At 73.0% G+C, this 23,173-nt stretch carries 23 protein-coding genes and 2 pseudogenes; 12 read left to right on the forward strand and 13 right to left on the reverse strand.

Annotation, left to right across the window (positions count from 1 at the left end):
* Both AOK22_RS09535 and AOK22_RS09540 read left to right on the forward strand, forming a co-directional pair.
* The coding region (locus AOK22_RS09535; RefSeq protein WP_425264017.1) for a zinc-binding dehydrogenase at positions 1–946 on the forward strand (946 nt) is incomplete at its 5' end.
* A gap of 23 nt (positions 947–969) precedes the next feature.
* Complete coding sequence (locus AOK22_RS09540) at positions 970–2,004, forward strand: alpha/beta hydrolase family protein (protein ID WP_055698165.1); 1,035 nt, start codon at positions 970–972, stop codon at positions 2,002–2,004.
* A 94-nt stretch (positions 2,005–2,098) separates the two neighbouring features.
* Here the strand turns inward: AOK22_RS09540 and AOK22_RS09545 are convergent, their stop codons facing one another.
* Positions 2,099–3,436, reverse strand: coding sequence for an aspartate aminotransferase family protein (locus tag AOK22_RS09545; RefSeq protein ID WP_055698166.1), 1,338 nt, complete (start codon positions 3,434–3,436; stop codon positions 2,099–2,101).
* A 90-nt stretch (positions 3,437–3,526) separates the two neighbouring features.
* On the opposite strand from AOK22_RS09545, the gene AOK22_RS09550 reads away from it, so the two are divergent.
* Positions 3,527–4,429 (forward strand): LysR family transcriptional regulator, encoded by a 903-nt coding sequence (locus AOK22_RS09550; protein ID WP_202818454.1) that lies wholly within the window; start codon positions 3,527–3,529, stop codon positions 4,427–4,429.
* Here AOK22_RS09550 and AOK22_RS09555 read toward each other — a convergent pair.
* The gene (locus tag AOK22_RS09555) at positions 4,396–4,935 is read right to left on the reverse strand and encodes a cupin domain-containing protein (protein ID WP_079036458.1); all 540 of its coding nucleotides are present in this window, start codon (positions 4,933–4,935) and stop codon (positions 4,396–4,398) included. The two genes, AOK22_RS09550 and AOK22_RS09555, sit on opposite strands and share 34 nt — an antisense overlap.
* Before the next feature lie 80 nt (positions 4,936–5,015).
* On the opposite strand from AOK22_RS09555, the pseudogene AOK22_RS09560 reads away from it, so the two are divergent.
* Positions 5,016–5,632: pseudogene (locus AOK22_RS09560) on the forward strand (LysR family transcriptional regulator).
* Positions 5,633–5,666: 34 nt separating this feature from the next.
* On the opposite strand, the gene AOK22_RS09565 reads toward AOK22_RS09560, so the two are convergent.
* The gene (locus tag AOK22_RS09565) at positions 5,667–6,764 is read right to left on the reverse strand and encodes a protein kinase family protein (protein ID WP_055698168.1); all 1,098 of its coding nucleotides are present in this window, start codon (positions 6,762–6,764) and stop codon (positions 5,667–5,669) included.
* Positions 6,765–6,880: 116 nt separating this feature from the next.
* Between AOK22_RS09565 and AOK22_RS09570 the strand changes: the two genes are divergently transcribed.
* On the forward strand, positions 6,881–7,354 hold the full coding sequence (locus AOK22_RS09570; RefSeq protein ID WP_055698169.1) for a carboxymuconolactone decarboxylase family protein: 474 nt from the start codon (positions 6,881–6,883) through the stop codon (positions 7,352–7,354).
* Here AOK22_RS09570 and AOK22_RS09575 read toward each other — a convergent pair.
* Together AOK22_RS09575 and AOK22_RS09580 are read right to left on the reverse strand one after the other, a co-directional pair.
* Entirely contained in the window at positions 7,342–8,406 is a 1,065-nt protein-coding gene (locus tag AOK22_RS09575) for an alpha/beta hydrolase (RefSeq protein ID WP_055698170.1), read from the reverse strand. The two genes, AOK22_RS09570 and AOK22_RS09575, sit on opposite strands and share 13 nt — an antisense overlap.
* 13 nt (positions 8,407–8,419) lie before the next feature.
* Positions 8,420–9,103 carry a TetR/AcrR family transcriptional regulator gene (locus tag AOK22_RS09580; RefSeq protein WP_055698171.1) on the reverse strand — a complete coding sequence of 228 codons (684 nt, stop codon included), beginning with the start codon at positions 9,101–9,103 and terminating at the stop codon, positions 8,420–8,422.
* A 343-nt stretch (positions 9,104–9,446) separates the two neighbouring features.
* On the opposite strand from AOK22_RS09580, the gene AOK22_RS09585 reads away from it, so the two are divergent.
* Positions 9,447–10,409: a zinc-binding dehydrogenase gene (locus AOK22_RS09585; RefSeq protein ID WP_055698172.1), complete on the forward strand. Its 963-nt coding sequence runs from the start codon at positions 9,447–9,449 to the stop codon at positions 10,407–10,409.
* 107 nt (positions 10,410–10,516) lie between these two features.
* On the opposite strand, the gene AOK22_RS09590 is transcribed toward AOK22_RS09585, so the two are convergent.
* On the reverse strand, positions 10,517–11,545 hold the full coding sequence (locus AOK22_RS09590) for a BtrH N-terminal domain-containing protein (protein ID WP_055698184.1): 1,029 nt from the start codon (positions 11,543–11,545) through the stop codon (positions 10,517–10,519).
* 210 nt (positions 11,546–11,755) lie between these two features.
* Between AOK22_RS09590 and AOK22_RS09595 the strand changes: the two genes are divergently transcribed.
* On the forward strand, positions 11,756–12,373 hold the full coding sequence (locus tag AOK22_RS09595) for a TOPRIM nucleotidyl transferase/hydrolase domain-containing protein (RefSeq protein WP_055698173.1): 618 nt from the start codon (positions 11,756–11,758) through the stop codon (positions 12,371–12,373).
* 53 nt (positions 12,374–12,426) lie between these two features.
* Here AOK22_RS09595 and AOK22_RS09600 read toward each other — a convergent pair whose 3' ends face one another.
* The 3 genes from AOK22_RS09600 to AOK22_RS09610 all read right to left on the reverse strand — a co-directional run bounded on the left by AOK22_RS09600 (position 12,427) and on the right by AOK22_RS09610 (position 14,458).
* Complete coding sequence (locus AOK22_RS09600) at positions 12,427–12,837, reverse strand: cold-shock protein (protein WP_079036460.1); 411 nt, start codon at positions 12,835–12,837, stop codon at positions 12,427–12,429.
* 96 nt (positions 12,838–12,933) lie between these two features.
* Positions 12,934–13,536, reverse strand: a complete 603-nt coding sequence (locus AOK22_RS09605; RefSeq protein WP_055698175.1) for a dihydrofolate reductase family protein — start codon at positions 13,534–13,536, stop codon at positions 12,934–12,936.
* 100 nt (positions 13,537–13,636) lie between these two features.
* Complete coding sequence (locus AOK22_RS09610; protein WP_055698176.1) at positions 13,637–14,458, reverse strand: metalloregulator ArsR/SmtB family transcription factor; 822 nt, start codon at positions 14,456–14,458, stop codon at positions 13,637–13,639.
* A 106-nt stretch (positions 14,459–14,564) separates the two neighbouring features.
* On the opposite strand from AOK22_RS09610, the pseudogene AOK22_RS39600 reads away from it, so the two are divergent.
* Positions 14,565–14,687: pseudogene (locus AOK22_RS39600) on the forward strand (nuclear transport factor 2 family protein); the annotation flags it as partial.
* Positions 14,688–14,762: 75 nt separating this feature from the next.
* On the opposite strand, the gene AOK22_RS09620 reads toward AOK22_RS39600, so the two are convergent.
* Positions 14,763–16,421 (reverse strand): PucR family transcriptional regulator, encoded by a 1,659-nt coding sequence (locus tag AOK22_RS09620; RefSeq protein WP_055698178.1) that lies wholly within the window; start codon positions 16,419–16,421, stop codon positions 14,763–14,765.
* A 210-nt stretch (positions 16,422–16,631) separates the two neighbouring features.
* Here AOK22_RS09620 and AOK22_RS09625 point away from each other — a divergent pair, with 210 nt between their 5' ends.
* Positions 16,632–17,849 carry an alanine racemase gene (locus tag AOK22_RS09625; RefSeq protein WP_208606383.1) on the forward strand — a complete coding sequence of 406 codons (1,218 nt, stop codon included), beginning with the start codon at positions 16,632–16,634 and terminating at the stop codon, positions 17,847–17,849.
* Here AOK22_RS09625 and AOK22_RS09630 read toward each other — a convergent pair.
* Positions 17,842–18,282, reverse strand: a complete 441-nt coding sequence (locus tag AOK22_RS09630; RefSeq protein WP_208606384.1) for a VOC family protein — start codon at positions 18,280–18,282, stop codon at positions 17,842–17,844. The two genes, AOK22_RS09625 and AOK22_RS09630, sit on opposite strands and share 8 nt — an antisense overlap.
* 43 nt (positions 18,283–18,325) lie before the next feature.
* Entirely contained in the window at positions 18,326–19,105 is a 780-nt protein-coding gene (locus tag AOK22_RS09635; protein WP_055698186.1) for a GNAT family N-acetyltransferase, read from the reverse strand.
* A 258-nt stretch (positions 19,106–19,363) separates the two neighbouring features.
* On the opposite strand from AOK22_RS09635, the gene AOK22_RS09640 reads away from it, so the two are divergent.
* Entirely contained in the window at positions 19,364–20,935 is a 1,572-nt protein-coding gene (locus AOK22_RS09640; protein ID WP_055698180.1) for an alpha/beta fold hydrolase, read from the forward strand.
* Positions 20,936–21,143: 208 nt separating this feature from the next.
* Positions 21,144–21,506, forward strand: a complete 363-nt coding sequence (locus AOK22_RS09645) for a WhiB family transcriptional regulator (protein WP_055698181.1) — start codon at positions 21,144–21,146, stop codon at positions 21,504–21,506.
* A gap of 49 nt (positions 21,507–21,555) precedes the next feature.
* Here the strand turns inward: AOK22_RS09645 and AOK22_RS09650 are convergent, their stop codons facing one another.
* Complete coding sequence (locus AOK22_RS09650) at positions 21,556–22,497, reverse strand: universal stress protein (protein ID WP_055698182.1); 942 nt, start codon at positions 22,495–22,497, stop codon at positions 21,556–21,558.
* Positions 22,498–22,789: 292 nt separating this feature from the next.
* Between AOK22_RS09650 and AOK22_RS09655 the strand changes: the two genes are divergently transcribed.
* A partial coding sequence (locus AOK22_RS09655) for a helix-turn-helix domain-containing protein (RefSeq protein ID WP_157872206.1) occupies positions 22,790–23,173 on the forward strand: 384 nt, incomplete at its 3' end.

Consider the following 23,173-nt stretch of genomic DNA (forward strand, 5'->3'; position numbering starts at 1 on the left):
TGGGCGGGACGCAGCGCCGGTTCGGCCGCAGGCGGATGCTCGGCGCTCAGTACGGCGTCGACCGGTTCGAGGCGTACGAGGCGGTGGGCGAGGCCCGGGTGGAGGGGCGGGTGGGCCCGGCCGAAGGCCGCGTCGATGTCACCGTTCAGCAGCGCTGCCGTCACGGCGGGCAGATCGCGCCCGTGGCCCAGCACCAGTTCCCCGGCGTCGTCGGCGACGTGGGCCAGGGTCCGCATCGGCGCGTAGAGGTGCCCCCACACGTCGACGCGCAGCGGGCGAGTACGCCGCCGTGCCCACGCACGCGCTCGCGACACTGCCGGACGGCATCGACAGCGTGCATGCGGCGGCGCTGCCCTTGGCCGGGATCGCCGCGTTGCGGCTGCTGCGCGCGGCAGGCTCCCTGGCCGGGCTGCGGGTACTGCTGACCGGCGCCTCCGGCGGGGTGGGCCACTACGTGACCGAACTGGCCGTGGCGGGCGGGGCCGAACTGACCGCGGTCACGGCGACGCCGGCGCGCGGGGAGCGGCTCGCGGAACTGGGTGCCGTGGTGGTGCACGATCTCGCGTCCGTACAGGGGCCGTTCGACGTCGTGCTGGAGTCCACGGGCGGCTCGGCGCTGTCCCTCGCCCTGGCCACGGTGCGGCCAGGTGGGCTGCTCATCTGGTTCGGACAGGCCGGCCGAAGCCCGGTCACGCTCGACTTCTTCGACCTGCTGGGCGGGCCGGAGCGCGTCACGATCCAGCACTTCCATTACGCCGGCGCCCCGTACGGCGACGATCTGGCGGCGCTCGTACGCCTGGTGGAACGGGATCGGCTGCACCCGGAGATCGGCCGCGTCGCCGACTGGTCGCGGGCCCCGGAAACCCTGGTCGACCTCCGCGAGCGACGCATCCGCGGCAAGGCAGTCCTGACGACGGGGAGCGGGCGATGGGCAACAGGCGGCTGACGACAACCGAAGGAGAGCGGACGATGACCGAGGACGACCAGGCCTGGAGCGTCGCCGACTTCGCCGACACGCAGTGGACACGGGCGACCGGCGCCGGGCTCGACCCCCACGCATACCGTCGCGTCACCGGCGGCCTGGCGTCCGTCGCCGACTGGGGGCCGGCCTTCGTGCGCACAGGCCATGCCCATCTGGCGCGGGCGGATGCGGTGCTGGAGCGGAGGGACGCATCCGGGTCGGCCCTCTCGGCGGGTGAGCATCTGCTGACGGCGGCCCGGTGGTTCCACGTCGCCACGCTCGCGCCGTACACGGGCGCACCGCGCGCGGCCGCCGAGGCGGACCGTGCCCTGGGCAGGGCGCTCACCCTCATGGAGCCCGGCGCCCGACGGGTGAGCGGGGAGGGGTTCACCGGCTGGCTGCGCGGACCGGAGGACGCGCCCGGCACGGTGGTCGTCGTCCCGGGTCTGGACTCGGCCAAGGAGGAGTTCCTCGACCTGGTGTCCGCGCTCCTGGCCAGGGGCCTGGCGGTGTTCGCGATGGACGGCCCCGGGCAGGGCGTGCTCGCGGCGACGACGCGCATGCGGCCGGAGTACGAGCAGGTGGTGGGCCGGGTCGTCGACGCGCTCGGGGTCGGACGCGTCGGGCTCGTGGGCCTGAGCCTCGGCGGCTTCTTCGCGGCCCGGACCGCGGCGCTGGAGCCTCGCGTGGCGGCGGCCGCCACCGTCAGCGGCCCTTTCCGCCTCGACTGGGAGCAACTGCCTCCGCCCGTACGGGACATCATGATCCGCCGTACCGGAGGCCTCGGTGCCGCCCGTGAGTTCGCCCGCCACGTGGACCTCACCGGCCTGGCACCGCGCATCGCGGCCCCGCTGCTGGTCGTGGACGGAGCCCAGGACGTCATCCCCGGCGTGACGAACGGCGCGCCCCTGGCCCGGCTGGCACCGCACGCCACCTATCTGTCCGTCCCTCACGGGGACCACCTCCTCGGCAACGCACGCCCTGACTGGCTCCCCCGCCTCGCCGACCATCTCGCGCACGCCCTGACGGGACTCCGCGCGTGAGATGGAGGCAGGGCGCGCCACTGGGCGAACCCGCCGGAGCACGTGCCGGCCGTCGGCAACCTCATCACCGGCGTCGGCCTCGCGCCGACCGGGCTCATGGACGGCATGGGGTGCGGGCCGCGTCCCCGATCGCCTCGTCCAGGATCGACAGGCCGAGCGACAGTTCGTCCTCCGTGGCGGTCAGCGGCGGCGCCATCCGCAGGACGCCGCCCATCCCGGCGAGCTGGACGATGTTCATGTGCAGGCCGAGGTCGAGGCAGCGCCGGGTGACGTGTGCGCCCAGATCGTTCGAGCTCTGCTTGGTCGCGCGGTCGGCGACGAGTTCGAGCCCGGCCAGCAGGCCCCGGCCGCGGATGTCGCCGACGACCTCGTGGCGCGCGGCGATGTCGTCGAGCCCCTTGCGCAGGAACGCGCCCAGCGTCCGCGCCCGCTCGTCGAGCCCGTCGCGGATCAGGACGTCCAGGACGGTGTTGCCGACGGCGGCCACCAGCGGGTCGGCGACGTGCGTGGTGAAGAACAGGAACCCGCGCTCGTACGCCTCCTGCTCGATCTCGGCGCTGGTGACCACCGCGGCCAGCGGCAGCCCGGCGCCGAGGGTCTTGGAGAGCGTGAGGACGTCGGGGACGACGCCGTCGCGTTCGAAGGCGTACCAGGTGCCCGTGCGGCACAGGCCGGTCTGGGCCTCGTCGAGGATGAGCAGCATGCCGCGTTCCCGGCACTTGTCCCGCAGGGCGGCGAAGTAGCCGGGCGGCGGTTCGATGATGCCGCCCGAGCTGAGGATCGGCTCGACGAGGCACGCGGCGAGGCTGCCGGTCGACTGGGCGTCGATCAGGTCGAAGGCGAAGTCCAGCTGGCGTTGCCAGTCCAGCGAGCCGTCAGGCGTGGTGAAGTCGGGCCGGTAGGCGTTCGGCACGGGGATGGCGAAGTTGCCGGGCGCACCCGGTCCGTACCCCTTGCGTCCCGCGCTGTACGTGGCGGACGCGGCGGCCTGGGTCATGCCGTGCCAGGACCGCGCGAACGAGACGATCTCGTGCCGGCCGGTGACGAGCTTGGCCATCCGGACGGCGGCCTCGTTCGACTCGGCGCCGGTGGTGAGAAGCAGCGTCTTCTCCAGCGGCGCGGGCAGACTCTCGGCCAGGCGGCGGGCGAGGTCGACCACCGGGCGGCTGAGCATGCCGCTGAAGAGGTGGTCGAGGGTCGCGACGCCCCGCTGGACGGTCGCGACGATCTCGGGGTGCGCGTGGCCGAGGATCGCGCTCATCTGGCCGGAGGTGAAGTCGAGGATCTTCCTGCCGTCCGCGGTGAACACGAAGCTCCCGGCGGCACGGTCGATGATCTCGGGGGTGAACTCGCCGCCGTAGCGGACGAGATGCCTCTCGGCATCGGTCCAGAAGGCTTCGGCGGACTGCGGAGCGGAGGGCGAAGCGGTCATGCCGCCGACGGTAGGTCGCACCGGAACGTCACGTCCATCTCACAATTCCGTCCTCCCTGTGCGGTGGAACCGCACAATAATGGGAGGGTGATGAACCCCTGGAGGCTCCGTCTGCTGAGCCAGCTGGACACGCTGGGCACCGTCCGCGCCGTCGCCCAGGCGGCGAACCTGAGCCCGTCGAACGTGTCCCAGCAGCTCGCCGTCCTGGAGACCGAGACGCGCACCCGGCTCCTGGAGCGGACCGGGCGCCGGGTGCGGCTGACCCCGGCCGGGCTGATCCTCGCGCGACGGGCGCGGGCGATCCTCGATCACATGGAGAGCGTCGAGGCGGAGCTGCGGGGCTTCGGCGAGGAGCCGGCCGGGCTGGTGCGGCTCGGGGCGTTCCAGAGCGCGATCCATACGATGGCCGTGCCCGCGGTGACCCGTCTGGCGCGCGAACACCCGCACCTCGGCGTCGAGTTGCTCCAGCTGGAGCCGCACGAGAGCCTGCCCGCGCTGCGTAGCGGCGACGCGGACATCATCATCACGACGACGGACTTCGACGATCTTCCGCTGGGCCCCGACCTCGACTTCGTGCCGTTGGCCACGGATCCGGTCCTGCTGGTGGTCCCGGAAGGCCACCCCGCCGCCGGGCGCGGCGCGGTGGACCTGACGGCCTGCGCGGACGAGCCGTGGGCGTTCGACATGCCGCAGTCGTACATGGCGAACCTCGCGCAGCGGCTGTGCCGTCAGGCGGGCTTCGAGCCGCGCGTGGTGTGCCGCTTCAGCAACTACATGCTGGCCCTGCAGCACGTCGAGGCGGGCCTGTCGATCACGCTGCTGCCCGGCCTGGCCGTCGACCGCCGCTATGGCGTCGCCACCTTGGAGCTCGCCGCTCCGGTGACGCGCACGATCACGGCGGCCGTGCGCCGCGGCTCACCGCCTCGCGCGGCGGTACGCGTGGTCCTGGAGGCGCTCCGTCAGACGAAGTCGGCGACCGGCTCGGTCGCGTAGCGGCTCATCGTCTCGATGTTCGCCTGCGGGGTCAGGGGCCGGCCGCCGGAGGTCATGTCCCGCAGGTCACGGAAGTACTGCATGTACAGGTCCGGCGTGAGGATGCTGAGCATGACGGCAGGCTGGTCGGTCACGTTGGCGAAGGTGTGCGGCGCGCCGGGCGGGACCATCACGAACGTGCCGGCCGTCGCGTCGTGGTCCGTCTCGCCGACGGTGAACCGCACGGTCCCGGAGACGATGTAGAAGCCTTCGTCGTGCTGGGCGTGGCGGTGCTGCGGCGGTCCGGGGGTGTGCGGCGCGAGGACGGACTCGGCGAGCCCGAGGCGGTGTTCGGTGTGACTGCCGTCCTCGAGGACGCGCATGCGGGTGGTGCCCAGGACGATGGTCTCGCCTTCGCCGGGGCCGACCAGGACGACGGCGGGGTCGGGTGCGGCCGCGAGTGCGGTTTCCGGCGCGGCATCGGACACGGCGGGCTTCGGTGCGCTGAGCTTCGGTTCATCGGTCATGCCACGATTCCACGGCCCGTGCCCCGCCTCCGTCCAAGACCGGTTCCGCGCCCCCGATACCCCATCGGTATCGTCGCAGCATGGAGCTACGTACGCTGCGCTATTTCACGGCCGTCGCCGAGGAACTCCACTTCGGCCGAGCGGCCGCCCGGCTCCACATGAGCCAGCCGCCGCTGAGCCGTGCGATCAAGCAACTGGAGGCGGATTTCGGCACGTTGCTCTTCGTCCGGTCCCCGACCGGTGTCGCGCTCACCCCGGCGGGGTCGGCGCTGCTCGACGAGGCGCGCGCCCTGCTCCGCCACGCCGATCGCGTACGCGTACGGGTGGCCGTGGCGGCCGGCGCCTCGGTGCTCACCGTCGGCATTCTGGGCGACAGCACCGACGCCGGCGCGACGCGGCTGGCCGAGGCCTTCCGCCGCCGGCACCCGGACGTCGACGTCCGCGTCCGTGACACCGACCTGACCGACCCCACCTGCGGGCTGCGCGCGGGGACGGTCGACGTCGCCCTGACCCGGGGGCCGTTCGACGGAACGGGCCTTGCCTCACGCCCCTGGGCCACGAGTCCCCGGAGGGCCTGACGGTGCTGCCGTTGCTCGACATGGCGCCGAGCCGTGTGGTGCTGGCGTGGCGGAAGTCCGACTCGAATCCTCTCGTCCACGCATTCGCGCGGACCGCTGTCGCGGCGTACGCGGACTGAGTCACCGCGAAATCATCGCGACATCGTCCCGGAGTCATCGCGAACCGCGCGTCCGCGGACCGAACTCCGCGCCGATGGCCTCGATCTCCTCCAGTGGGTACGGGATTTCCCTGCTCTCGTACTGGAGCCTGCGCAGAAAGTCCGTCATGACGGCGGTCAGGGGTGCATGGCGGGTGAGGATGGACGCGGCGACCTCCGGGATTCCGCTGGGGCGCTCGCCTCGGGCATACGCCCGTATCCACGCCTCGCGTTCGTCTCGCGCGTATCCGTACAGGGCGGTGACCAGCCAGTTCACCAGGTACGAAGCCGAGTAGCAGCGGTCGTACGTCCGATGCCGGTCGAAGAATGCGGTGTCGTCGCGCGACAGGTCGAATCGGGTGGACAGGGCGAGGCCGAAATCCGAGAAGAAGAGGCGGCGGCCGTCGGTGAGGATGTTCTCGAAATGGGTGTCGAAGTGCAGCAGGCCCCGGCTGTTCATGAACGAGGTCCCGGCTTCCAACTCCCTTTCCACCATGGCGCAGGCCCGTTCGGCGGCCTCTCCCCCGGCTTCCATCCGCTCGCCCAGCCACTGGTGCAGATTCTGCGGTATGTACTCCAGGAACAGCGCGATGCTCGCGGACGCCTTCTGCAGTTCCTCGATCCGGTGGCGCACCTGGGGGCCGCCTCCCCAGTAGGCGACGGCCCGTTCGACGTCGGCCAGTTCCTCGGGCAGCGGAGTCGAGTCCGGGAGGACGCGCCAGTGGTGCAGGAGAGGGAAGCTCTCGCCGTCTCCCGCGAGGACCCAGTTCGTCGTCATGATGTGCGTCGCGAGCTCGCGCCACGCACCGAAGCCCGGTCCGCCGATGCCGTACTGGCAGAAGAGCGGCAGCGCGAACAGATTCGCCGTGGAGCGGATGCTCTCCGGTCGGCGTTCCCTGTCGGTGAGGGGCACGCGCTTGACGAAGACCCGGGTGCCGGCGACCTCCAGGAGTGCCGACTTCCCTCCGATGCCGGAACCGATCGGCGTGGCGGTGTCCACGAGGTCGCGCAGTGCGTGGTCCCCGTGCAGGGCCAGGGACGTGGCGACGTCCCCGTGGGCGGTGAGGCGCGCGGCGCGTGACCTGTCGGGGGCGGCGGTCGGGCCCTGGGGCACGGGAGATCTCCTTCAGTGCGTTCCCGGAGACGTAGATCACAGCCTCCTGTGTCACATCCTGCCGGGCCGTTCCGTCGTACGTGTGCAAGCACATCAGATCGGCAGAGGAGAACATCATGAATGCTCGTTTGGACGTCTTCGGCAGCGCGACCCTCGGCAAGGTCTTCAAGCACGTCATCGCGGCGGGCAAGGTGCTCGAGGAGTCGACGCTGCCCGCCGCGACGCAGGAGCTGGTGAAGCTCCGCGCGAGCCAGATCAACGGGTGCGGCTTCTGCACCGACATGCACAGCAAGGACGCCGCGGCCGCCGGTGAGAGCTCCGTACGGCTCAACCTGGTCGCCGCGTGGCGGGAGGCCACGGTCTTCACCGAGGCCGAGCGCGCCGCGCTGGAGCTGACGGAGCAGGGCACCCGGATCGCGGACGCGGCCGGCGGGGTCACGGACGAGGCGTGGGCGAACGCCGCCAAGCACTACGACGAGGAGCAACTGGCCGCCCTCGTGGGCGCCATCGCCCTCATCAACGCCTTCAACCGGGCGAACGTGATCATCCAGCAGCCCGCCGGTGACTACCAGCCCGGTCAGTTCGGCTGAGTCGGGCGGTCGGGAGCGGGAGCCGTGGCCGAAGGGGGCGCGGGACGGCTCTCCGTTCCCGGCGGGGCGAGAAGGCGCCGGAGCCAGCGTGTGCGGGTGTCGCGCGCGTCGCGGGTGAGCGCGGCATGGGGTGCCATGCCGTCGAAGCCGTGGAAGGCACCGGGCCACACGTGCAGTTCGGCCTGCCCGCCCGCCTGCCAGATTCCGTTCGCGTACGCCACGGCCTCGTCCCGGAACATCTCGGCCGAGCCGACGTCGACGTAGGCCGGGGGAAGTCCGGAGAGGTCCGTGGCGCGCGAGGGGGCCGCGTAGGGCGGGAGGTCCGCTGCCCCGTGGCGGTCCCCCAACAGCGCGGCCCAGGCAGTCGCGTTGGAGGTGCGGTCCCAGACGCCGAGACCCGACATCTGATGGCTGGAGAACGTCGCGTCGCGGTCGTCGAGCATCGGGCACAGCAGCAGTTGTCCGAGCGCCCGGGGGCCGCCCCGGTCACGGGACAGCAGCGCGAGGGCCGCGGCGAGGCCGCCTCCGGCGCTCTTGCCGCCGATGACGACGCGGTCCGGATCGATGCCCAGGTCGTCCGCGTGCTCGATCGCCCAGACGAGCCCGGCGTAACAGTCCTCCAGGGGGCCGGGATACGGGGTCGTCGGCGCCAGGCGGTACTCGACCGAGAGGACGGCCAGTTCGAGCGGCAGCGCCCACTCGCGGAGGATCCGCGGGAGCACGGACCAGGCGTTGCCCATGACCATGGCGCCGCCGTGCAGGTAGTAGAGCAGGGGCAGCGGGCGCCCGCTCTCGGCGAGCCCGGCCGGGCGGGCGCTCACGAGCGTGACGTCGGGCCCGTCCGCCGGACCCGGCACACGCAGCTCCGCCACCTCGAACCGCCCGTCGGCCCGCAGGTCCTCGGCCGTCGGCCGGGGCCGGGCCGCGGCGTCCCGCCGCTGCCGGTCCGCGAGGTTGTGCGGCGTGATCGGCTCCCTCGCCCGCTCGCTCAAACCCGCCAGTACGAGGCTCAGTTCGGGGTCGAAGGGAGGTGCCGGTGCCCTGTGATCCATGCGGCGAAGTCCATCACACCGCTCGGGCGGGCCTCTCCGCGGCCGGCAGGAGCCCCGGGGCGCAGTCCGACCACAGGCGTGGAGCGGGCGGCAGCGCGGCGGGGCCTGCCGCCGCCGGCGCGGCGCGGAACCCGTCGATCATGTAGGCGGCGAAGCGGCGCGAGGCCGCGAGCCGGGCGGCCCGCGGCGCGTCCTGGACGCCCCGGTGGGCCATGAGCATCAGGATCAGGTCGTCGACGACGAAGCCGGGACGCAGCTGTCCCGTCTCCCGCGCGCGGCGGGCCAGTTCGCCGACGGCGGCCAGCGCCCGCTCGCGGTCGGCTGCGAAGTCCGCGGCCTCGGGATGGGCGGCCATGAAGGCGTCGGCGAACCCCCGGCTGAGGGCATGGAGTTCGCACATCTCCTCGACCAGGCTCTGGAATCCGTGCCACGGGTCCGCGTCCGCGAGGGCGTCACGGACGACGGCCTCGCAGGCTCGCCGCTGCTCGGCGAAGGTCTCCACGATCAGGTCCTGTTTGGCCGGGAAGTGGCGGTAGAGCGTGGCGGGGCCGACGCCCGCGTGCCGGGCCACCTCCCGCATGGGCGCGCTCAGCCCCTCCTCGCCGAAGACCGTGCGGGCCGCTTCCAGGATGCGGGCGCGGTTGTCGCGGGCATCGGAGCGCGTGGGGTGGGGCGCGTCGGCGCGTGCGGACCGCACGGGGGGAAGCGCGTCGGAGCGTACGGATCGAGGCTCGTCGGATCGAGACCCGTCGGATCGCGCCGGTCGAGACGCTTCAGGGGGCATGGATCGCGCGGGTCGAGACGCTTCGGGGGGCGCTGTTCGCGCGGCGTGAGGCGTGTCGGATCGCGCGGAACGAGGCAATCGGCCGGTCATGGCCTCTCACTTTAGTCAGCCGGACGGATGTGTCCGTTACGTTCCGATGGCGGTGGTGCTCCCCTCCCCCGGCCCGCTCCATCTGGCGCCTCGGGGTCGCAGGAGACCACTCACCGCCGCAGCCCCAGCGGCTGCGTCCCCAGGTCCGCAGAGCCGAGGAGTCGAGATGAAGGCCGTCGTCATCAGGGAGTTCGGAAACCCCGACGGGCTGGAGGTGGTAGACGTGCCCGCGCCCGTCCCCGCCGCCGGGCAGGTGCTCATCGCCACGGAGGCGATCGGCGTGGGCGGCGTGGACGCCGTGCTGCGTCGGGGAACCCTCTCCGCCTTCGGCTTCCGGGCGAGTGGTGTCCTCGGCAGCGAGGTCGCGGGGCGCGTCACCGCCGTGGGCGAGGGAGTGGACGCCTCGTGGACGGGGCGGCAGGTGTGGGCGTTCACCGGTCTGTCGGGGGCGTACGCCGAGCACGCCGTCGCCTCCGTCGAGGACATCCTTCCGCTGCCCGACGGCCTGACCGGCACCGAAGCCGTGACGCTCGGCAGCTCCGGCGTGGTCGCGCACTTCGGCCTGGAGCGCGCACGTTTCACGCCCGGCGAGACGGTGCTCGTCCGGGGCGCCGCGGGCAGCATCGGGATCACCGCGGTCCAGCTGGCCGCCGCAGGCGGGGCCGGCGCGGTGGCGGTCACCACGTCGTCGGCGGAGCGCGGCGCCAGGCTGCGGGACCTGGGCGCGACGCATGTCCTCGACCGCTCGGGCAAAGGCGGCCCGGACGCGCCGTCGGGCTTCGACGTCGTGATCGATGTGGCGGGCGGCGCCCAACTGCCGCTCTTCCTGGACAGGTTGAACCCCAACGGACGGTTCGTGGCAGTCGGTATGGTCGCCGGACTGCCGCCGGCGGACTTCGGCATGCGGCTGGCGCTGGGCTTCTGTCGGTCGCTGTCGTTCGCGACGTTCAGTTGCGACACCGTGCCCGGCCCCGAGCAGCAGGCCGTGCGGTCGTCCCTGTTCACCGCCGCCGCGCGCGGCGGCCTGCGCACGGTCGTGCACGAGGTGCTGCCCCTGGCCGAGGCCGCGCGGGCCCACCGCGCGATGGACGCCGGCGAGGTGTTCGGCAGGGTCGTACTGACCCCCTGATCCGGGCAAGGCGGTCCGGGCCCATCGAGGTCGATCGACCAGACCGCGCCCGCCGCAGGGGCCACCCGGGCGTGAGGCGCCGGGCCCGGCACTCGGGGACATCGGGCTCAGGGCTGGTTCGCGCTGGAGGACTCGGTCCCCAAGCGCCTCAGCACCTGCATGGCCTCGCGCTCGATGCGGGACAGGTCGGAAAGGATCTCGCCCGCCCGCACGAGACGCTGGGCGTCGCACGACTCACCGGCTTCGGCGATCAGCGCCGACGTTTCCGTCCAGAGGACGGCCGCCTCGGCGTACAGCCGGTGTCCGGTGCGCAGATGGCCGCCGCGCTGCCGCTCTCCGTCGAACGACTCCGCGCATTCCGCGAGGAAGTCGCGGTAGAGATTGCGGAACAGGGCCCCGCCGGTGCCCGCCCGCTCCATGAGGAGGGCGGCTCGGGGCAGGTCCCGTGCCGGGTCGTCGGCGCGCTGGAGCCAGGTGCGGGCCAGTTTGGCGGCCTTCTCGATGCCGCGGTGGCCCAGGTTGGCGATGGGCGGGTGGAGGAAGGCCTCGGCGCAGGAGGTGACGGCGGGCACGATCCGGTCGCGCGGGGAGGGCGGGTTCTTCGGCACGGTGAGGGTGAAGGAACGGCTCTTGGCGGTCATCGGGCCGCGTTCGGCTCTCGCGCGGGCGAGGCTGTCCCGGCTCGTCGACACGGCGCCGCCCTGCTGGGCGGTGTCCACCAGGTAGGCGTCGTGGTCGTCGTAGCCGTACATGGCGACGACGTGACCGCCGAAGTGCACCTTCGAGCCGAAGTACTCCAGGTGGTAGCTGTCGAGCTGCAGCCCCACGGGGTGTCCGTCGTCGATGGAGGCCACCACGTTCTCCCACGCCCTGCGGGGCGAGGCGGTCTCCTGGACGCCGAGCCCGAGACCGAGGGTGGCGGCCAGGTTCCTGGTGAGCTCGAAGGGCTTCACGCGTCCCCCGAGGAAGGGGAAGTCCATGTTCTTGCTGTCCCAGTAGACGAAGGACAGGCCGGAGCCGAGGCCGAAGAGCATGGGCTCGGACAGGTCGAGCCCCTGGTGCCGCAGCAGCACGCCCAGGGCCGTGGTCTCGCAGTGCTGCGCTCCACGGGCGTCGACGCCTCGCACCTTGATCACCTCGGGCTCGTCGGCGTCCGAGTTCGCCTTGGTCACACCGAGTCCGCCTTGGTCATGTCGCGCACGGCTTTCATGGTGGCCTCTTCCGCCGTGGGACCGTCGATCGACGCCCCTTCTCCCGCTCACCTTGTTCGAATCTACCCTTGATCAATTCTCCCTCTTGATCGAAATTCGCTACCGCTGCGGGCGGAGAGGACGGAGACTCGTCTCATGGCTGACATGGGGGCGTTCCGGGATGCGGTCCTCGCGTGGGATGCCGGCGGCCCCGGCGACCCGGCGCGCGAGCTGGCCGCGCGACTGTCCGTTCGGGCGGCCGTCCTGCTCGAAGGGCCGAGCGACGCCGCCGCGGTCAACGCGCTGGCCGCGCGCCGCGGCCGGGACCTGGCCGCCGAGGGCGTCTGCGTCCTGCCGATGGGCGGCGCGATGAGCATCGCGCGGTTCGCGCGGCTGCTCGGGCCGCCCGGTCTCGGCCTCCGCCTGACGGGCCTGTGCGACGAGGCCGAACTCGGCTTCTACGAACGGGGCTTGGAGCGCGCGGACGCACCGCAGCAGGGCATCTTCGTCTGCGCGGCGGACCTGGAGGACGAGCTCATCCGCGCACTCGGTGTGGCGCGGGTGACGGAACTCGTCGAGCAGGAGGGCGACTTCCGCGCCCTGCAGACCTTCCAGCGCCAGCCCGCACAGCAGGGCCGCAGCGCACATCAGCAGCTGCGGCGATTCCTGGGGACGAAGAAGGGGCGCAAGATCCGTTACGGTCACGTCCTCGTCGAGGCGCTCGCCCCTGATCGCGTACCCGCGCCGCTGGACGACCTGCTGGCCGGTCTCTGACCGCGCGGTCGGTCTCTGAAGGCGCGGCTGGTCTCTGACGGCGCGGGGGCCGGTCAGCCCTCGATCCAGCCGTGCCGCTTCGCGCCCTGCGCGAGCGTCGCCCGCACGGTCAGGATCTGGTCGCCGGTGAGCGAGGGCGCCGACTGCAGCAGCGCCTCCGTCACTTCCCTGAGGTATTCGTCCGCGCTCAGCACGTCACACATGACGTCGCCGTCCGGCAGCGATCTCGGCGACACGGACGTCACCTGCGGGGCGGTCGCCCCCGCCCCGCCGACCCCGAGGGCCAGCTGGACGGACGACGCCTTGGGGCCGCGGTCCCCCTCCTCGATGTCGAACTCCACGGCAAGACCGGGGCGTACTTGCTCCTCGGGGAACAACATGTCGTTCACGTGCAGGAACACGTCCTCGCCACCGCTCTCCGGAGCGATGAACCCGTAACCCCGCGCGCTGTCGAACCGCACCACTCGACCGACGACCGTCACAGCAACCCCCAACCCGGAACGGGCCCTTTGCCCGTCCGTAAACCTCGGGAGATCTTAGCTCCGGGGCCGGTCCCGCGCTCAGCGGACCCGGTCGTACACCAGGGACAACGTGCCGTGCTCACCCGCCGCCTGCGAGGTCAGCGCCCACTGCCCCTCGGGCAGGCCGTCCTCGAACAGGCGCGGGCCGCTGCCGAGGAAGACCGGGAAGACCGTCAGCGCGAGACGGTCGACCTGGTCGGCCGCCAGCAGGTCCTTGATGACGCTCGCGCTGGAGAGCACGAGGATGTCGCCTCCCTCGGTCTCCCTGAGATCGGCGACCACGTCGGCGGTCGGCTTGTCGACGATCGTCGTGCGCTCCCACGGCGCCTCGTCGAGGGTGGAGGACAGCACCACTTTGTCGGTGCCGACGAGCCACTTCGCGAAGGCCTCGTCGCGCGGGTCGGCGCCCTCCATGCCGATGACAGTGGGCCAGAAGCCGAGGAATCCCTCGGCGTTGACCCGGCCGAGGAGAGCCGTCGTCGCGGGCTCCCACAGGCCGGTCAGGTGGTCGCGTGCGACGTCGGTGACCGCGTACGGCATCACCCAGCCCATGTCCAGCGGGTCGCCGGGCCGCGCGTAGTGGCCGTCGAGGGAGAGGCTCATGTTGGTGACGACCCTGCGGCCGCCGGACTGATCGGTCATTTCTTGCTCCCTGAGTCGATGGTGCGCTTGTCGAAGGTGTGCCTGTCGAAAGATGCGCCTGTCGAAAGGCGCGGTCGTCGCCGGCGGGCGCGGCGGTGGCCTACGACGGGTCCGTCGCCAGCGTCGCCGCGAGCTTGTCGAGGCTCTGGCCGAAGCCGATCTCGATGCCCGCGACGAAGTCCGCGGAGTCGACCGTGCTGTCGGTGATCCGGAAGTCGACGTCGAGGTCCGTGCCCGTGTCGGTGGGCCGGAGCGTGTAGGCCACGTGAGCGGTGAAGGCGCGGCTGCCGTCCGGCAGCCGCGGGGAGTTCCGGTAGGCGAGGCGCTCGCCGGGGCGTACGTCGACGACGACGCCCTCCGCGCGACCGACGACCGGGCCCGAACCGTCCGCGTCCTCGGCGTCGCGGTACTCGTGGACGATCCGGCCGCCCGGACGCGCCTCGAAGACGAGCTCGGAGACGCGCAGGTCGTCGGGCGTCCACCACAGGGCGAGCAGCGACGCGTCGGTCAGGTGGCGCCAGACCGACTCGGGCCGCGCCGCCAGCGAGCGGACGAACGTGAAGGCGCGGCCGTCGGCCCAGCCCGGTCCCCGCGCGGCGAGCCGCTCCGCGTCGAGGCTCTGTCCGTAGCGGTCGTACGTCTCGTGCGGGCCGCCGGCCTGTTCCACGGCGTCGGCGAGTCCGGCGAGCGCCGCCGCGAGGTCGCGCAGCGGTTCGGACCGGAGCGCGTAGATACGGCGCTGGCCGGTGCGCCGCGAGGTGACGACGCCCGCACGCTCAAGGGTCTGGAGGTGCTTGGTCGTCTGCGGCTGGCGTGCCTCGGCGAGCTCGGCGAGGACACCGACCGAACGGGGCCGCTCGGCCAGCAGGCTCACCAGCCGCCAGCGGGCCGGGTCCGCCAGTGCGGAAAGGAGTGCGTCCATGGATCCCATTATTCGCAGCGACGAATATTCGAGTCAAGGAATACGACACGACCGCTCGCGCCTCGCCTCACGCCATTACCTGCGAGGTCATCGTCAGGCGCCGTCGGCGCCGACCGGACGCGCCTACCGCGCACGGTTCGCCCTGCACCTCACGGTCGAGAACGGCCTGGTCACGCGGCACCACGTGGACGAGGACAGCCTCGCGGTGGCCCAGGCGTTCCAGGAGTGACCCGAGCCGCGGGCCAGGCGGAGGCGGCCAGCGGCTCCGGCCGGGGGGGAAGCACGGCACACCTGGCGGGCGGCGCTACGGCCGCTCCAGCCTCAACTCCAGCATCGCCGCGAAGCGTGCATCGGCGTCCGCCAGATCCAGCCGAGCCACCTCCGCTGCCCGCCGCAGGCGATAGCGGAAGGTGTTGGGGTGGACACCCATGGCCGAGGCCGCGTTCAGGGTGTTGCCCAGGTGGTCGAGCCAGTGCGCCACCGTGTCCGTGAGCGTGGTCCCGTGGTCCCGGTCGTGATGGCGCAGCCGGGCCACGGGGCTGTCCAGCAGTCCGCCCTCGTCCCGCAGCCGGTCGCCGGTGTCCAGGAGCAGCGCCTCGACCTGGACGTCGGCGAACAGCGCCGCGCCGCCCTCCTGTCGACGGCTCGGGGCGCGGTGCCGCAGGACGCGCAGGGCCCGGTCCGCGTCGCGGTGCGAGCGGGCGAGACCGGCCGGGTCGGACGCGGAGACCGCGCGGCCGACGCCGATCGACACGCCCTCGGGCCGGGACCTCGCCCGTTCGAGAAAGTCGTCGGCCACGCGCCGCGCCAGGACGGCGATGTCCTCCGGGGCCTTGCGGTCCGGCCCGGGAATGAGCGCGCAGCACACGTCGCCGACGAGCGCGGCCACCGCGCCGGGTGCCGCGACCGAGAGGTGGAAGGCGAAGGCGTCGGCCGTCCGTTCGCGTGCGTATGACGGTCCGCCGGCACCGGCCGCCCCGTCCGCCGAGCCTTCCTCCGTGTCCGGCGGGGACAGCCCCATCACGGCCACGGCCACCGTCCGGCCCGCGAGCCGGAGCCGCTCGACCGCGCCCTGCGCCGACGGACCGCCGCCCAGGGCGGTCGCGACGAGGTCGGCCCGCACCTGCCGGTCGACGTCCACCCCGATGCGCCGCCGCAGCAGGTGCAGCGCGACGACCTTCGCCGCGTCGACGAGTACGCGCTCCTTGTCCTCGCTCAGCGGCTCGGAGACCGCCGCCCAGATCGAGCCGAGCACCTGATCGCCCGCGCGGATGGCCATCGCCACCCGGGGCAGGCCCGGCTCCCCCTCGATCTGCGGTGTGTCGATGAAGAGGGGTTTCTCGCTGGCGTAGAGCCGTTTGAAGACGCCCGCGCGCTCCTGCGCCCGGCGGGCGTGCGCCGGTACGCCGCGGCCCAGGATCGTCTCGACGCGCGTCCGGTCGGTGTCGCTCTGGCGGTCGGAGAACGCCAGGATCTGCGAGTCGCGGTCCTCGATGGTGATCGGTACGCCGAGGAGCGCCCCGATCGCGTTGGCCAGCGCGAACGAGTCCTCCGCGGGGATCCCGGTCGACAGTTCCTCCCCGGCCGGGCCGGAGGAGAGCAGCGTACGGAGCAGGACGACCAACTGCGCCCACGTCGCTCCGGCGGTCAGGCCGAGCACGGCCACGCCGCTGCGTTCGACGCGGGTCCGCAGCTCCGGCCCCAGGTCCAGCGGCGCGCGGACCACGAGAGCGGGCGCACCGCAGCCGACCGCACGGACCAGCAGTTCGGGAACGTCGTCGGCGCCGGCGGTGGTGCACAGCAGCAGGGCGCCAGGACGTCCTGGCGCCTGCTCGCGCGGGTCGTCGATGACGACGTCGCTGATGACGGCGGCCGGGTCCACCGTGCCCGCGAGCACCTCCAGCAGGGTGCCGGCGAACCGGCTCACGACGGTGTCGAGCCGGGCTCCGGGGCTGGTCGTCATGGGGCACCGTCCAGTCGTCGCAGCTGCACGGCACTTTACGCCGATTCGTGCATCGGCACTAAAGGAGCATCCCTCATTGGTCGATTTGGACAGTGCCGGGCCCGTTCCCGCGCACCAGACTGGAGCGCGTCGCCGCCGGCATCACGTCGGCAGGCCGCCGCGGCACGTGGCCGCGCCCGCCCGACCCGACGTACGCAAGGAGCACCGCCCGTGGCCCCCGCCACATACCCCCACCTACGCCTCGACGCCGACGCCCTCGACCGCAACATCCGCACCATGGCCGACTGGTGCAGGGCGCACGACGTGGCCCTCGCTCCGCACGTCAAGACGACGATGTCCGCGCCCGTCGTCGAGCGTCAGCTGGCGGCCGGGGCCGCCGGTGTCACCGTGGCCACGGTCGACCAGGCCGCGACCGTGCTCGGCTGGGGGCACGCGACCGTCCTCATCGCGAACGAGGTGGTCGACCCGTACGGCCTGGCACGGCTGCGCGCGCTGCTCGCCGAGGGGTCCGACGGGCCCGAGGACCGGCAGATCCGGTGCTTCATCGACTCCGCGGCAGGGGTCGTCGCGGCCCATCAGGTCTTCGAGGGCGGCGCGCACGGTCCCACGCTGGAAGTGCTGCTGGACGTCGGCACGCCCGGGGGCCGCACCGGGGTGCGGGACGTTCGGCAGGCCCGTCGCCTCGCCGAGCTGGTGCGCGCGGCGCCGGGCCTGCGGCTGGTGGGCGTCGCCGGGTACGAAGGGGTCGCGCCGAACACGCGGGACGCCGGGACGATCGCCGCGGTGGACGCGCACTGCCGGCGCGTGCGGGACGTCTACCTCGACGTCGCCGAGTTCTTCGAGACCGACCGCCCCGTGTTCTCGATGGGCGGGTCGGCCTTCCCGGACCGCGTCGTGGCCCACCTCCCGGCCGAAGCCGACGTGCCGGGCACCCTCCGCCTCCTCCGGTCCGGCTGCTACGTCACGCACGATCACGGCGTCTACGCCCGCGTCGGCCCGGTCCCCGGCCTCGTCCCGGCGCTGACGGTGCGCGCGGTCGTCGTGTCCGCCCCCGCGGAGGGCAGCGCCGTCGTCAGCGCGGGCAAGCGCGACCTGCCGTACGACGCGGGGGTTCCGGTGCTCGTGTCCGCCGCCACCGCCGCGGGGAAGCGCAAGCCCGTCGGCGCGGCGGCCGTGAGCGCGCTGTACGACCACCACGCCGTTCTGTCCGACGCCGGGCACCTGGCCGTGACGGACGTCGTCGAGTTCGGGCTCTCGCACCCGTGCTCGGCGTTCGACCGGTGGCCCGAGTACGTGGTCACCGACGGCAGCGGTGAAGTGGTCGACGTCTGGCGCACCGACTTCTCACGGCCGTCGGTGTGGGAGGCGGCTCCTTCTCGGGGCACGGCGCCCTCGCACGACGGCGCTCCGTCGCTTGCGGTCAGCTGAGCGGCTCCGCCAGCGCGACGATGATGTCCGCGGGACCACGGACGTAGCAGAGCCGGAACATCTCCTCGAACCGGGCGATCTCACCGACGAGTTCGGCTCCGTGGCGGCGCAGCCGGGCCACGGTGTCGTCGATGTCGTCGACGGCGAACATGATGCGGCGCAGGCCCAGCGTGTTCGCCGGTGCCACCTTCGGCTCGGTGTCGATGACCTCCGGCGAGTGGAACCGCGTCAGTTCGAGCTTGCTGTGGCCGTCCGGGGTCCGCACCATCGCGAACTCGACCCGGACGCCGTCGAGCCCTACGACGCGGTCCACCCAGTCTCCCTCGGCCGGTCCCCTGCCCTCCAGCTCCATGCCGAGTTCGAGGAAGAACGCGATGGCCGCCTCGAGGTCGTCGACGACGACGCCGACGTGGTCCATCCGTTGAATCGCCATGCTGGGTCTCCTTGGTCCGGGGGCATGGATCCGTGGTCCGGGGTCACGTCGCGATGGAGTGTTCCGTGAAACGCCCGCAGGTGCGGAAGCCGAGGCGGCGGTAGACCGGCTCGCCGTCCGCCGACGCCTGGAGGACCGCGACGCGCGAGCCCCGGTCGCGGGCCGCGTGGAGCGCGGCGAGGGTGATGGCCCCGCCGTGGCCGCGGCGGCGGTGGGCGGCCAGGGTGGCGATGTTGTAGATCCCGGCGACGCCCGCGTACGTGAAGACCTCGGCCGAGCACACCGGGTGGCCCGCCTCGTACCCGACCAGGTAGCGGGCCGGGGAGCCGGCGGCCAGCGCCTGAGGGGCGGCCCGGTCGAAGAAGCGGCGGACGGTGTCGGCGGGCGGGTCCCAGTTGGCGGCCAGGACCATGGCGTAGTCGGCGAGTTCCTCGGGCGTGGTCACCGGGCGGATGTGCAAGGCGTCGCCGTGGGGCGCTCCCGCGTCCGGCCGGGGCAGGGCGTCCGTCAGCTCGGCCCACATGGCCGCCTCGTGCTCGGACTCCGCGAGTCCGGCGGCCGACAGGCGCGCGCTCAGATCCGCCGGGGTGGAGGCCGGGCCCACCCACCAGGAGAAAGGGCGTCCGGTGGCGGTCAGCGTACGGATCGTCCCGGTGATCCGCGCCGGGGCCGTGACGGGCGTGAAGCGGGCCGTGGCGACGATGTTGAAGGTGTCGTCGTCGAGGCCGCTGTCGGCGATGAGCAGGTCGTCGGTCGCCGTGACGGTCGCGCCCTTCATCTGCCGGTGCAGATGGCAGGCGTGCTCGGCGAGGTTCCGCTCCATCGCGACCAGCAGAGCACCCTCGTCCGCCGCCGGGCTCTTCAGGGGGTCCATGGCGACCCATCCCATCACGTGGTCCCGCCCGAGGGCTCCCGCTTTTCACGGCGGGGCCCCGTCGTTCCGAGGCGGTCCCTCGGGCCGGGGCGCATCTCCGCGACACGGCCGCCCCGACCCCCGTACCAGCCATTCGGCTGATGCCGCGCCGCGTTCTCCGCTCATCGGCTGACGGCATCCGCGGCGCCCGCTGGTGACGCTGGGGCCATGCACAGGAACAAGTTCGTCCTCGGGTCCGTCGCCGTCGCGCTCGGGCTCACCGGAATCGCCGCCTGCTCCCCGGGGTCCGGAGGCGGCGCGCGGGCCGGCGCCTCGGCGTCGGACCGCGCGGGCGCGGTGCCCGAGCAGGTCTCCCCCACCCAGCGGTCCGTGCGGTGGAAACCCTGTCCGGAGGTGGAGGGCGGACCCAAGGGGGTCGAGTGCGGCACGGTGAAGGTGCCCGTCGACTGGTCCGAGCCCGGTGGGGAGCAGATCGACATCGCCGTGGCGCGGCGCACCGCGCCGCAGGGCGCGCGGCGCGTCGGCTCGCTGATGTTCCTGCCCGGCGGGCCGGGTATGTCCGGGGTGGAGCAGGTGCGGCAGCTGCCCGAGTGGGGCGGCGCGGAGAAGCGGTTCGACGTGGTGAGCTTCGACCCGCGCGGCGTCGGCGCGAGCAGGCCCCTGCAGTGCTCCGAGAAGAAGGCGATGGCGTCCGCCCTCGACAGCGTGCCCTCCGCCACCCGCGAGGAGTTCGAGCGCCGCACCGCCACCGCGAAGGCACTCGCGGACGACTGTGCCCGCCGCGACGGCAAACTGCTGCGCCACGTCGACGCGGACAGCGTCACCCACGACATCGAGGCGATCCGCGTCGCGCTGGGTGAGAAGCGGCTGTCGCTGTACAGCCATTCCTACGGGACCGTCTACGCCCAGCGGTACGCGGCGGCGTACGGCGGCCGTGTCCGTGCCGCTGTCCTGGACGGTGTGATGGACCAGTCCGTCGGCCGCAGGGAGTTCGCCGCCACGGCCGCCGAGTCCCTTGAGGACGCCTACGACCAGTTCGCGCGCTGGTGCGCCAAGGACGACGCCTGCGCGTTGAAGGAGGACGGCGCCTGGAAGACGTACGAGCGGGTCGCGCGCAAGGCCGAGGACGGGAAGCTCCCGAAGAGCGACGTCACGGACGGGCCGATGACGCTCGCCGAGCTCAACTCGACCGTCGACGGCATGCTCCTGACGCCGTCCTGGGGACCGCTCGCCGAGAACCTGAGGACGCTCGACGCCGGTGAGAAGACCGACGACGTGCCCGCCGAGGACCCGGCCGCCGGCGGGGGCACGCCGGGCGTGGTCCCCTTCGCGGATCTGGTCGTGTGCTCCGACTTCGCCCTCGGCACGCCGGACTTCGCGGCGCACCGGGACGACGTGCGGGCCGCGCGCGACAAGGCCCCTCGCTTCGGCTACTCGCCCAATGCGGTCCAGTACACGAACCTCTGCTCGGGTGCGGGCGCGGACTCCGGCACCCGCGCCGGGGCCGGTGGCGGCGGGCGGACCGCGACCAGCACCGCCGAGACGCCCCTGTTGCTGATGGGCGCCCGTCACGACAACGCCACCCCGATCGACTGGGCGCGCTCCGTGCGGGACCAGCTGGGCGCGAAGGCGCCTCTGGTCGAGGTCGACGGCTGGGGCCACGCCGCGAAGATCTTCAATGCCGGCCCCGAGCAGGACACCGTCCTGAAGTATCTGGTCGACCTCCAGGTGCCCAAGGGGGATGCGGTGGTCAAGGGCCGCACGCCGGACGGTCTGTGACCGTCCCCTGCTTCGAACGGTCCGTGACCGCCCCCTGCTCCGAACGGTCCGAGACCGTCACTGCTCCGGACGGTCCGTGACCGCCCCTCCTCCGGGCGCGGCGGGTCCCAAGCCCCGCCCGGAAGGGACTTTCGTTCCTGGACGCCCTCCCCGATCTTCACGAGGCTGAGGGTGCCGGATTCGATCATTCCGCCCGGAGAGGGATCCCATGAAGCGCCACCCTCGTCCCAGCCGCTCCGAACGGGCCGTCGCCCGCGACGAGGCGCACAACTGGCGCAGGCGGGCCCTGTGCTCGCAGGCGGATCCGGATCTCTTCTTCCCCGTGGGCACGTCGACTCCCGCCCAGGACCAGGTCAGGTCCGCCAAGGACATCTGCGCCGCGTGCCCGGTGGCGGGAGTCTGTCTGCGCTGGGCCATGGAGGCCGGGGTGCCCGAGGGCATCTGGGGCGGCCGCACCGCGCAGGAACGGCGGCAACTGGCGCACGAGATGGCGCGGCAGCGGAGCGACGCGCCACCTCGTGCGCCCAAGAGGCCTCAGGTACCCAGGGGGCCTCAGGCACCTCAGGCATAGACGCGCCGCCCGCCGGGCACCGGCCGCCCTGCGCCCCCGATCCGTCCGCTCAGTCCTGATCCGCCGGCTCCGTCGGCACCACCGCCACCGGGCAGTGCGCATGCAGCAGGACGGCGTTGGCGGCCGAGCCGACCAGCAGGGTGTCGGGGTTCAAACGACGCCGGTGGCGGCCGACGACCAGCAGGTCCGCCTCCTCCGAGGCGTCCACGAGACGGCCGGCGGCGTCGGCCGGAGCGACCACCTGGTCGACGGTCACCTCGGGATGACGCCCGGTGAAGAGGCGCAGGCGTTCTTGCTGCTCGGTCAGCAGCCGCTCCTCCTGCGCGTCGCGCATCTCCTTCTGCGCGGCGAAGCTCGCCACGTCCGCCATGCCGCCCGCGTACCCGCCCATGAGCGCCATCGTGGCCAGCGGATCGGGGTACGCGGTGACGACCTGGAGCCCCGCGCCGCGCCGTTCCGCCTCGGCGAACGCGAACTCGACGGTGTCGTCGCCGGTTTCCTCCGGCTCGAAGCCGAGCACCACCCTCCCCGACTCGCCGCGCGCCCCGGCACGTCCGCCGCGCGCCGCGTGCGGCACGACGACGACCGGACAGGCCGCCCGCGCGGCACAGGCACGGCTGACCGACCCGAGCAGCAGGCTCGCGAAGCCGCCTCGGCCGCGTGAGCCGAGCACGAGCAGCTGGGCACCGGCACTCAGCTCGACCAGGACGGACTTCGCGTGCCCCTCGTGCGAGGAGAAGGACACGGACGGCACGTCCTCGCGGTCCTCCAGCAGTTCGCGCGCCCGGGCGAGCACCGAGGGCCGGTCGCCGTCCGAGCGCGGCATGACGGGCGGGACGCCCGGCACCGGAAGGGCCTTCGCGGGCGCGGGTCCCACATGGACGACGGACAGTTCCGTGCCGCGCGAGCGAGCGGCGCCCAGTGCCCACTCCATCGCCCGGAGGCTGTCCTCGGAACCGTCGACGGCGGTGATGACCGGAAGGCTGTTCATGCCTCCATCCTGTGCCCTTCGTCCCTTTCACGGCGGGGCCGCGGGGTCCGTGCTGTGCCGAATGGGGCACTCTCCGGTCCCCGCGCGACCCGCGCCGGCCCCCGCACCCGACATTCACCGCAGATCCCCGCACCCCCTGGTGCACATCGCGCACACCTGGCACGATGTGCCACGCCCAGCGGGCCCGTGGCTCCGCCCCACCCCTGAGGCCGCTCCGCCGCCCGGTCCGTGCGCCCGCACCCCACGAGCCGGGCCCGCTCAACCTTCGTACGAGTAAAGGCAGTTGCACCCCATGGTGACCCCCGCCCGGATCACGCTCGCCCGCAAACGCCGGGCCCTGACACTGGCCGGACTCTCCGCCCGGGTCAACGTGTCCGTCCAGAGCCTGTCGAACTACGAGACCGGGCGCACCGCGCCGCGCCCGGCCACGCTGGCCCGGCTGGCCGAGGTCCTCGACTTCCCCGAGACGTTCTTCCACGGGCCCCCGCTCCCCGAGGTGCCGGCGGAGTCGGTCTCGTGGCGCGACGCCGACCGCACGCACGCGCGGGCCAGGGAGGCCGCCCGGGTCTCCGCGCTCCTGGGCGCGGAGCTGTACGACTGGATCGGCCGACGGTTCCGGCTCCCGCCCGTCGGCCTTCCCCCGATGGCCGGGACGGCTCCCGTGACCGCGGCACGG

Origin of the sequence: Streptomyces silaceus (genome assembly GCF_001419745.1) — a bacterium.
GTDB classification, from domain to species: Bacteria; Actinomycetota; Actinomycetes; order Streptomycetales; family Streptomycetaceae; genus Streptomyces; species Streptomyces silaceus.

Coding starts and splice junctions, on each gene's coding strand:
- AOK22_RS09635 (WP_055698186.1), bottom strand. CDS start 19,105: ATGGAGCGGAACCTCGCCGAGCACGCCTGCCATCTGCACCGGCAGATG.
- AOK22_RS09595 (WP_055698173.1), top strand. CDS start 11,756: ATGGCTGACATGGGGGCGTTCCGGGATGCGGTCCTCGCGTGGGATGCC.
- AOK22_RS09585 (WP_055698172.1), top strand. CDS start 9,447: ATGAAGGCCGTCGTCATCAGGGAGTTCGGAAACCCCGACGGGCTGGAG.
- AOK22_RS09610 (WP_055698176.1), bottom strand. CDS start 14,458: ATGGACGCACTCCTTTCCGCACTGGCGGACCCGGCCCGCTGGCGGCTG.
- AOK22_RS09540 (WP_055698165.1), top strand. CDS start 970: ATGACCGAGGACGACCAGGCCTGGAGCGTCGCCGACTTCGCCGACACG.
- AOK22_RS09550 (WP_202818454.1), top strand. CDS start 3,527: ATGAACCCCTGGAGGCTCCGTCTGCTGAGCCAGCTGGACACGCTGGGC.
- AOK22_RS09605 (WP_055698175.1), bottom strand. CDS start 13,536: ATGACCGATCAGTCCGGCGGCCGCAGGGTCGTCACCAACATGAGCCTC.
- AOK22_RS09575 (WP_055698170.1), bottom strand. CDS start 8,406: ATGGATCACAGGGCACCGGCACCTCCCTTCGACCCCGAACTGAGCCTC.
- AOK22_RS09545 (WP_055698166.1), bottom strand. CDS start 3,436: ATGACCGCTTCGCCCTCCGCTCCGCAGTCCGCCGAAGCCTTCTGGACC.
- AOK22_RS09640 (WP_055698180.1), top strand. CDS start 19,364: ATGCACAGGAACAAGTTCGTCCTCGGGTCCGTCGCCGTCGCGCTCGGG.
- AOK22_RS09630 (WP_208606384.1), bottom strand. CDS start 18,282: ATGGCGATTCAACGGATGGACCACGTCGGCGTCGTCGTCGACGACCTC.
- AOK22_RS09645 (WP_055698181.1), top strand. CDS start 21,144: ATGAAGCGCCACCCTCGTCCCAGCCGCTCCGAACGGGCCGTCGCCCGC.
- AOK22_RS09620 (WP_055698178.1), bottom strand. CDS start 16,421: ATGACGACCAGCCCCGGAGCCCGGCTCGACACCGTCGTGAGCCGGTTC.
- AOK22_RS09650 (WP_055698182.1), bottom strand. CDS start 22,497: ATGAACAGCCTTCCGGTCATCACCGCCGTCGACGGTTCCGAGGACAGC.
- AOK22_RS09555 (WP_079036458.1), bottom strand. CDS start 4,935: ATGACCGATGAACCGAAGCTCAGCGCACCGAAGCCCGCCGTGTCCGAT.
- AOK22_RS09570 (WP_055698169.1), top strand. CDS start 6,881: ATGAATGCTCGTTTGGACGTCTTCGGCAGCGCGACCCTCGGCAAGGTC.